Source organism: aff. Roholtiella sp. LEGE 12411 (genome assembly GCF_015206995.1).
Classification (GTDB): domain Bacteria; phylum Cyanobacteriota; class Cyanobacteriia; order Cyanobacteriales; family Nostocaceae; genus Komarekiella.
Genome location: NZ_JADEXR010000218.1, coordinates 1 through 7881, shown reverse-complemented (window position 1 = coordinate 7881; position 7881 = coordinate 1). Strand labels below are relative to the sequence as shown.

The 7881-nt window shown below is 42.0% G+C and carries 9 protein-coding genes; 4 read left to right on the top strand and 5 right to left on the bottom strand.

The features are described 5' to 3' along the window. Positions 1-54: 54 nt before the first annotated feature. The 4 genes from IQ246_RS27675 to IQ246_RS31140 all read right to left on the bottom strand — a co-directional run bounded on the left by IQ246_RS27675 (position 55) and on the right by IQ246_RS31140 (position 4313). On the bottom strand, positions 55-783 hold the full coding sequence (locus IQ246_RS27675) for a tubulin-like doman-containing protein (RefSeq protein ID WP_244142186.1): 729 nt from the start codon (positions 781-783) through the stop codon (positions 55-57). Positions 784-986: 203 nt separating this feature from the next. Beyond that, positions 987-1142 (bottom strand): hypothetical protein, encoded by a 156-nt coding sequence (locus IQ246_RS27670; RefSeq protein ID WP_208492326.1) that lies wholly within the window; start codon positions 1140-1142, stop codon positions 987-989. Positions 1143-1170: 28 nt separating this feature from the next. Further along, positions 1171-2403, bottom strand: coding sequence for a PstS family phosphate ABC transporter substrate-binding protein (locus IQ246_RS27665; RefSeq protein WP_194006494.1), 1233 nt, complete (start codon positions 2401-2403; stop codon positions 1171-1173). 608 nt (positions 2404-3011) lie between these two features. Continuing rightward, on the bottom strand, positions 3012-4313 hold the full coding sequence (locus IQ246_RS31140; protein WP_194006493.1) for a Rid family detoxifying hydrolase: 1302 nt from the start codon (positions 4311-4313) through the stop codon (positions 3012-3014). 209 nt (positions 4314-4522) lie between these two features. Between IQ246_RS31140 and IQ246_RS27655 the strand changes: the two genes are divergently transcribed. Together IQ246_RS27655 and IQ246_RS27650 are read left to right on the top strand one after the other, a co-directional pair. Next, complete coding sequence (locus IQ246_RS27655) at positions 4523-4831, top strand: hypothetical protein (protein WP_162394314.1); 309 nt, start codon at positions 4523-4525, stop codon at positions 4829-4831. A 2-nt stretch (positions 4832-4833) separates the two neighbouring features. After that, the gene (locus IQ246_RS27650; RefSeq protein WP_194006492.1) at positions 4834-5277 is read left to right on the top strand and encodes a type II toxin-antitoxin system VapC family toxin; all 444 of its coding nucleotides are present in this window, start codon (positions 4834-4836) and stop codon (positions 5275-5277) included. A 227-nt stretch (positions 5278-5504) separates the two neighbouring features. On the opposite strand, the gene IQ246_RS27645 is transcribed toward IQ246_RS27650, so the two are convergent. After that, positions 5505-5936 (bottom strand): NUDIX hydrolase, encoded by a 432-nt coding sequence (locus IQ246_RS27645; protein ID WP_194006491.1) that lies wholly within the window; start codon positions 5934-5936, stop codon positions 5505-5507. Between IQ246_RS27645 and IQ246_RS27640 the strand changes: the two genes are divergently transcribed. Together IQ246_RS27640 and malQ are read left to right on the top strand one after the other, a co-directional pair. After that, on the top strand, positions 5936-6148 hold the full coding sequence (locus tag IQ246_RS27640; RefSeq protein WP_194006490.1) for a hypothetical protein: 213 nt from the start codon (positions 5936-5938) through the stop codon (positions 6146-6148). The genes IQ246_RS27645 and IQ246_RS27640 overlap by 1 nt on opposite strands. A 32-nt stretch (positions 6149-6180) precedes the next feature. After that, positions 6181-7689 (top strand): 4-alpha-glucanotransferase, encoded by a 1509-nt coding sequence (gene malQ, locus IQ246_RS27635; protein ID WP_194006489.1) that lies wholly within the window; start codon positions 6181-6183, stop codon positions 7687-7689. Positions 7690-7881: the final 192 nt, after the last annotated feature.

Genomic DNA, 7881 nt, shown 5'->3' with positions numbered 1-7881 from the left:
TAGCGATCGCTTGAATGTGTTCTTGAAGAGCTTGTTTTTGTTCTGGGGTCATCGCTAAGTAAATACACTCGTCTTACTTATCCTGACTGATTTTCGCTTTCTTTGCAAAAAACTGGGATGCTCCCGAACGCGATCGCCTACATTAATACTGGCAAAAGCATTAGGCATTGGGACAATTGCGGTAATTAAAGGGCTTCCCTGACCTTTGAGCCAGTTACGTAAGCAATAGCCGATGTCAATTAACATACCGCTGCCAGTACCACCAGAAATTGAGCCAACGACGAAAACATTTAACCCACCACTACTAACTCTGATGTCGTATTTTTCTAACATCAAACTTTCATGACCTTTGACGCGATCGCAGGCTTCAAAAAACCGCTGTCTAATCTTGTGGTAGTTGTAAAAAAAAGCAAAGCGACCACAGGCACGAATTTGACCAGCACCAGCTTCCAATGCTCCAATATTGCGCTCTAATTCTCTCGGAAACCAAGACTCAATCCAAGGATACTTTTCCATATTGGACATAATGTCATTGACTTCTCTACCACTGACACTTGCCCAATGTTTTTCATGATCCTTTAATGGCGATCCCGCTACTTCTGGATTACTGACTTTATAATCTTTATCTGTGTCAATACTAAAAAAACTAATAATTGGAAAATTGTTCAAACTGCCATAAGCTTCTTCTACTAATCTTCTTAACCGTGACAATACTTCTACACCAGTACCACCCACACCCACTAACACCGTGGGAACCATACTTTTTTCTTCAACTGCTGCCATAATCTTCTCCTTTTAATTTTTAACTCCAACAGATGAAGGGTTATTTATCTTTGATTAATTGTTAGCCACTAACTCCCAATTCCTGTCTTAACAAGTTGAGAACAAAGGTAAGCCAGATAATTGCCAAAGAATTAAGGGGGTAACAATAGTCCAAAATAAAGCATTGCCTAATGCCAACTGACCACTAAAGTTCATTGGTAAGTTCATTTGCTCATATCCAGAGCGATCGCTACTGCTACACTAGGTCTACCCAAGGCTAAAACTGAACACAAAATAGTTGCAACTAAACAAACTCCAAACACGATTAACGGAATCTGAAACAAAGGATATAGCCACAAACTGCGACGAAATCTGCTCATGTGGAATTTTAAGGAGTTATGATTTATTTCAGTTGCGAATCGGTACTAAACCAGCCTGGTCTACTAATTTTTGACCTTCATCACTTAAGAGTAAGTTGAGATATGCTACACCAGCCTGTTCATCTAGTGTGCGATCGCGTTTAATCACAACAAAAAGCCGCCTAGTCAGCGGGTAGATGTCTTTAGCAAAATCAGTTTTATTCACGAGCTTTTCGATGCAAGCAGGCACAAAACCTTTATTAGCCTCTTTTGCAATTGGCAGAGGCTTAATTGAACTTTGGTTGCAGACTTCTGAAGCAGTGGCATAACCAATCCCGCCAGGAGTTTTAGCTACCTTTCGGATAGCAGTTGTAGTGTCTATTGCATAAGGTTTTACAGCTGAGGCAAATGACTCCTTCGCCAACACTTTTTCTTGAAAGTATTCTGGAGTACCACCATCATCAGGGTCACGACTCAAAGGAGTAATTTCTATATCGGCGCCACCCACTTGCTTCCAATTCGTGATTGTGCCAGTGTATATATCCTTAATCTGAGATACCGTTAAACCAGGGATAGCCAAATCACGATGGACGTAAAAAGCAATTCCATCAATGGCAACAGGTATTTGTTCTAGCTTGAAATTCCTCGTTTTTGCCCTCTCATACTCTTCGTCCTTCACAGATCGCGAAGATTGGGAAAAATTCAGTTCACCTTCTATCAGCATTTTTATCCCGCTACCAGACCCAGCCTTGGCTCCTGGCGGTGGCTCGGTGTATGTCAACTCAAATTCCGGATGAGCTTGCACAATCAGCGCTACTATTGCCGGAGTCCTCAGCGGTGCAAAGCTTGTAGAACCACCGTATCTAATGATTCCCTTAGGAACGTTAGGCACTTCAGCTAAAGTGCGGTAAAGGTTAACTGTAGTAGCAGGAGAGACTGGAGGGGTAGGCGTCGGAGTAACGGAAGAGGTAGGATTAGGAGTTTTATCAACAGAAGTAAGTTTCAAACAAACACCGTTGATTTTTTGCTGACCTGTTGGACAAGGTTGAGGCATAAATATTGAGGCAGCAACAAGAGCAGTTAAAATAGTACCACCAGCGATAGCAGCAGGTTTGACCCATTTTGGTAATTGACGGCTATTGTCCATTGCCTCCTTTGGCAAACCACATATCACACAGGATGAGCCGTAATTTTCATAGGGTTCATGCTTGCCAGTAGGATTTTGATTTGAGTAGGTTTTGCCATTTTTTGGCTCACCATCACATTTCCAACTTCTTGCCACGCTTGTCGGTTCTCCTAATCGACTGTTTGCTACTTTGGCTATTTATTTTTCTAAATTCCGACTCAAAGGATAAACATCAACACCCAGATAAGTGTAGTTAAATAAATTACGTTTTTATAAATACGTTTCTGCTACAAGCATTAAACCTTGATTGTACTGAGCAAGCATAAACTCATACTAAAATAATTCAGCAAAAATGCTGTTGATTCCTGAAATAATATTTCAATCATTGTTGCTATTTTGCAATACCGAGGAAAACCCATAGTAAATATCCTGTAAACATCAGTGTATCTACTATCAATGTAATTAGTCTTATTTAATTAAACTTTGTACCTTGACATAAGAGCCGTTATATAGTTAATGATTTTGTTGTTGTTAAGGTTGAATTTTTATTGATTATTGTTTCTACTCATGAAGCTTAGAGTTGGACTTTCCCAGATCTAATGTGCGATCGCCTGCAAAACTGCTTCTTGATCTGCTGGGGCAAGATTGGCACTAATCTGACTCTCAGCCATTTTTAATACTGGTTTAGGATACTTTTCTTCCGTATTCTTAGAGTCAACTGCTACACACTAAATTTACTGACTAGCTTAATAATCACCAAAATTTCAAATTACCGCGATGCACTCAATTTCTACCAGTACATCTTTAGGCAAACGCGACACCTGAACACAAGCACGCGCTGGAGCTGTATCTTCGGAAAAATATTTGGCATAAACCGCGTTCACTGCGGCAAAATCATTCATATCAGCTAAAAATACAGTGGTTTTTACCACATTTTGGAAAGTCGCCCCGGCTGCTGTCAGGATAGCTTCCAGATTAGCCATTACCTGCTCAGTTTGCTTTTTGACATCATCAGTGTAAACGACATCACCGAGACGAGGATCAATCGCAATTTGTCCAGCCACAAATACTAATTGACCAGAAGCCGCGATCGCTTGATTATAAGGGCCTACTGGAGCCGGTGCGTTATCAGTACGAATTACTTTACGAGTCATAGATATTACTTTCTCTAACGATGTTTCCTGTTTACCGATTTCCGCTTCAGCAGCGATCGGCTTGTAGACCTCTCCATCTGGCATTATCGCACCAGTTAGGTCAGCATCTTTAAAGGTTGCCCCATAGATATTTGCCCCAGTTAAATCAACCCTTCTCAAATTTGCTCCATCTAAATTTGCCTGGATTAAATTTGCCCATCGCAAATTTGCTTTTTGTAAATTTGCTCCTTGGAATAATGCTTTTGTAAGGTTTGTACTCTGAACAGATGCTGCTGTAAAATCTATATCAGCCAAATTCATGCCTGAGAGATCAACTTGGTTCAGATTCGCTCTATGAAATATACTTCCTTGGAGTTTGGCACTTTGAAATATTGCCTCAGTTAAGTTAGCCAGAGTAAAGTTTGCTCCAATTAAGTACGCCTGACCCAAATCTGCCTTAGTTAGATTAGCTTTACTGAGATTAGCTTCAGCTAAGGAAGCCGCAGTCAGGTCTGCACTACTAAGATTTGCTCCACTTAAATTTGCTGTATCTAAATTTGCATAGATTAATTTTGCACTACTTAGGTTTACACCTGTCAGTTTTGCCTGTTCTAAGTTTGCATAATTTAAATTAGTGCTACTTAGATTTGACCAACTTAAGTCAGCACCATTAAGGTCTGTCCAAGCCAAAATTGCTGAAGAAGCACTTACCGAGTTCAATTTTGTATCTGCTAGAGACGCTTTAGTGAGATTTGTACTATTAAGCTTTGCTTGGGTTAAATTTGCTCCACTTAAATCAACCCCAGCCAAATTTGCACCGTATAGGTGTATTTCACTGAGGTCTGCACCTTTGAGATTTTCTTCACTCAAATTTTCTGAATGAAATTTCCGTTGTCCTTCGGCGTATTTCTCCAACAACGACTCAGCATCCATAATGCACCTTTAAATACCACTGACACAGTATAATCACAAAAACTTTGTGTCATAGATATTCCTCTCTCTGCGCTCTCTGCGCCTCTGCGGTTCGTCACTCTTACCCCAACCTCAGACGTATCTCATAATGCCGTCAGTCCAGTATCTTGATCGCACTCGTATAATACTGTTACGACAGGCTGCAAAACATCATTTATGAATAAACCAGAATGAATATTAAAGAACTACTACTCCAAGAAATTGAATCGTCCTCAGATGTTCTACTAGCCCAAACGCTAGATTTTTTGCGTTTTCTTAAGACAAAACCAGGAACCGAGGAAATATCTCTTGACCTGTCAACGGAAAAAAATGATGATACTTCCAGTCATAAAACGAAACCGGAAATACAAGAAGCAACACCAATTCTTAGAGGCTCTAAAGCAGAAGACTTGCTAAAATTTGCCGGAACTTGGCAAGGGGATGATTTTGAGGAGTGCTTGCAGCTTGTTTACGAAACCCGTTCCCCATCTGAATTTTAGTAATGTACCTCCTAGATACCAACCATTGTAGTCGGATAATTTTTGGAGAAACAAACGTCATTAGTCTGTTACAAGAACACATCGGTTTAGGGGTTGCAACTAGCGTTATTGTGCAAGGTGAACTCCTTTACATGGTGCAAAAGTCTTCTCAACAAGAAGCAAATCTTCGCTTTGTCAGAACTTTTTTGCAAGCCATTGACCTTTATCCCATTAGTGGAGGGGTTGCCGATGTTTACGGTAGCCTCAAAGGAGAAATTGTCGAGTATTTTGGCCCCAAAGACAAAGCAAAGCGTAGAAAGTTTACAGTTCAAGATTTGGGTTTTAGCGATAACGACTTGTGGATAGCATCAACTGCTCTGCACCATAACCTCACCGTCGTCTCAGGGGACAGCGATTTTCAAAGGATACAACAGGTGCAAGCCTTAGCGCTAGAGTCTTGGCTTTGATATCCTCCCAACACCAACCGATTTCTACAGAACGTTTACGCAAACTGTATGTTGGGAAATTCCAGATATCTTCTCCCCTCTTCCTTCTCTTCTCTACGAAAGGCTGCGCCCTAAGCGTAGCTATGCCGCAGGCTTTACGAGACACTGCACGTAGCTTGCTTCTCCGTACGAGTACGCGCCCTTTGCTTCCTTCTGGTGCTCCTTCTACGCCTCTGCGGTTCGTCACTCTACCCCAACCTCGGACGTATCCCATAATGCCGATACCGCCAATAATCCCGCAGAATCTTATCGTGGTCAAAACATAAATTCTCAGGCATACGCCAAGACTCAAAAATGCCTACACTCTTGGCATCATCTCCTGCTTGAGGTTCTCCTGTCGCCGTTGCCAAAAACACAATGCTAATTGTATGCTTGCGCGGATCACGACTGGGGTCAGAATACACCAGTAATTGTTCAACTAATTCCACTTGCAAACCCGTTTCTTCCTCAGCTTCCCGCTGCGCTGCTACTTCCACCCGTTCTCCATAATCCACAAAACCACCCGGTATAGCCCAACCTAAAGGTAGATTATGTCTTTCAATTAACACTATTGGCCGATGAGGTCGATCTACTAGTTCAATGATGATATCAACTGTCGGTGCAGGATTTCGGTAAGTCATTGGTCATTGGGCATTGGGCATTGGGCATTGGGCATTGGGCATTGGGCATTGGGCATTGGGCATTGGGCATTGGGCATTGGGCATTGGTCATTGGTCATTATCAACAAAGGACAAATGATAATCAAGATGAGTTTACTTTATTTACTCTGGAAATACTGTTCCGTGATAAATTCGATGCGATCGCATCGCATCGCGCATCGCGTATCGTTTAAACAATCCCTCCCTCTTATAATTCAGGTTAAATATGCCTTTTCCTAGATCAAGCGGTATTTTGCTGCATCCCACTTCCTTTCCCAGTCGATTTGGCATCGGGGATTTAGGCTTAGAAGCCTATCGCTTCATTGACTTTCTCAAAGATAACCATCAACAATATTGGCAAGTTTTACCCTTGGGGCCCACGGGATACGGTAATTCTCCGTATATGTGCTACTCGGCAATGGCAGGAAATCCCTTGATGATCAGCCCAGAAAAACTGCTAGAAGAGGGTTTGCTAGCTGAAGAAGACTTTGCCAACTTACCAGCATTTCCAACGGAAAAGGTAAATTTCGAGCAGGTTGTACCAATTAAGATTGGACTACTCAAAAAAGCCTGTGAAAAATTTAGAAATCATGCTACCCCCATACAGCAGAAAGAATTTGCAGGTTTTTGCGATAGCAAAGCTTATTGGCTAGATAATTATGCCTTATTTATGACGTTGAAAGATGCTAATGAAAACGCAAGCTGGCATACATGGGAACCGGAACTTGTCAAGCGTGAAGCGCAAGCATTAGATCAGGTACAGCGTCGGCTAAATGGAGAGATTTTTTATTACAAATTCATTCAATTTGAGTTTTTCCGACAGTGGTCAGATCTGAAAAGCTACGCCAATATGCGTGGTATAGACATTATCGGTGATATTCCCATCTACGTAGCTCATGATAGTGCCGATGTGTGGGCGCATCCTGACATCTTTTGTTTAGATGAAGAAACTGGAGAAGCCGCGCAAATGGCAGGAGTACCACCAGATTACTTTAGCTCTACAGGTCAGTTGTGGGGCAACCCAGTTTATAACTGGGAGGAATTGCAAAAACAGGACTTTAAGTGGTGGGTGCAGCGCTTTGAGGCGATGCTGGATTATGTAGACATTATCCGCATTGACCACTTCCGAGGCTTTGAAGCTTTTTGGTCTGTGCCACAAGGAGAAAAAACAGCTGTCAATGGAGAATGGGTTGAAGCGCCTGGGGAAGCTTTTTTTGAAGTTATTAAGCAGAAGTTGGGTAAGCTACCTGTCTTAGCAGAAGATTTGGGAGTCATTACACCAGAGGTGGATGCGCTACGAGACAAGTATGAATTTCCCGGTATGAAAGTTTTGCAGTTTGCCTTTGGTTCTGATCCCGATAATCCATTTTTACCATTCAACTACCCAAGAAATGCTGTAGTTTATACTGGGACTCACGACAATGACACAACAATAGGCTGGTTTAATACAGCTAGTGACTACGAAAAGCAAAACTTGCTCCTTTATTTAGGTTGTATCAGTCCTGAAGGCGTTCATTGGGATTTAATTCGACTAGCTTTGAGTTCCATAGCTAATCAAGCGATTATTCCTTTACAAGATGTTTTGGGATTGGGAAACGAAACGCGAATGAATTTTCCCGGTGTTGCTGAAGGTAACTGGGAGTGGCGCTATCAAGCGGCTGCTTTAACAGAGGAATTAGGCTCCAGGCTTAAAAGTCTTACTAAACTCAATGGACGCGCCCCGCAAGCACAATAAGGCTGGGGAAACTGGGGAAGCCTGACAAGTGTAGGTTTTTTACAACAACGCGGGAAATCAGATAAGAGGGACAAGGAAGAATTTGCTTATTCCTACGTTCAATTGAGAGTTATAACTCACGCTTTTATGAAAAACCTACACCTGTGAGGCTAGGGGAGATGAGGTTTAACTAATGCCCCATGCCCCATGCCC

Coding starts and splice junctions, on each gene's coding strand:
- IQ246_RS27655 (WP_162394314.1), top strand. CDS start 4,523: ATGAATATTAAAGAACTACTACTCCAAGAAATTGAATCGTCCTCAGAT.
- malQ (WP_194006489.1), top strand. CDS start 6,181: ATGCCTTTTCCTAGATCAAGCGGTATTTTGCTGCATCCCACTTCCTTT.
- IQ246_RS31140 (WP_194006493.1), bottom strand. CDS start 4,313: ATGGATGCTGAGTCGTTGTTGGAGAAATACGCCGAAGGACAACGGAAA.
- IQ246_RS27650 (WP_194006492.1), top strand. CDS start 4,834: ATGTACCTCCTAGATACCAACCATTGTAGTCGGATAATTTTTGGAGAA.
- IQ246_RS27675 (WP_244142186.1), bottom strand. CDS start 783: ATGGCAGCAGTTGAAGAAAAAAGTATGGTTCCCACGGTGTTAGTGGGT.
- IQ246_RS27670 (WP_208492326.1), bottom strand. CDS start 1,142: ATGAGCAGATTTCGTCGCAGTTTGTGGCTATATCCTTTGTTTCAGATT.
- IQ246_RS27645 (WP_194006491.1), bottom strand. CDS start 5,936: ATGACTTACCGAAATCCTGCACCGACAGTTGATATCATCATTGAACTA.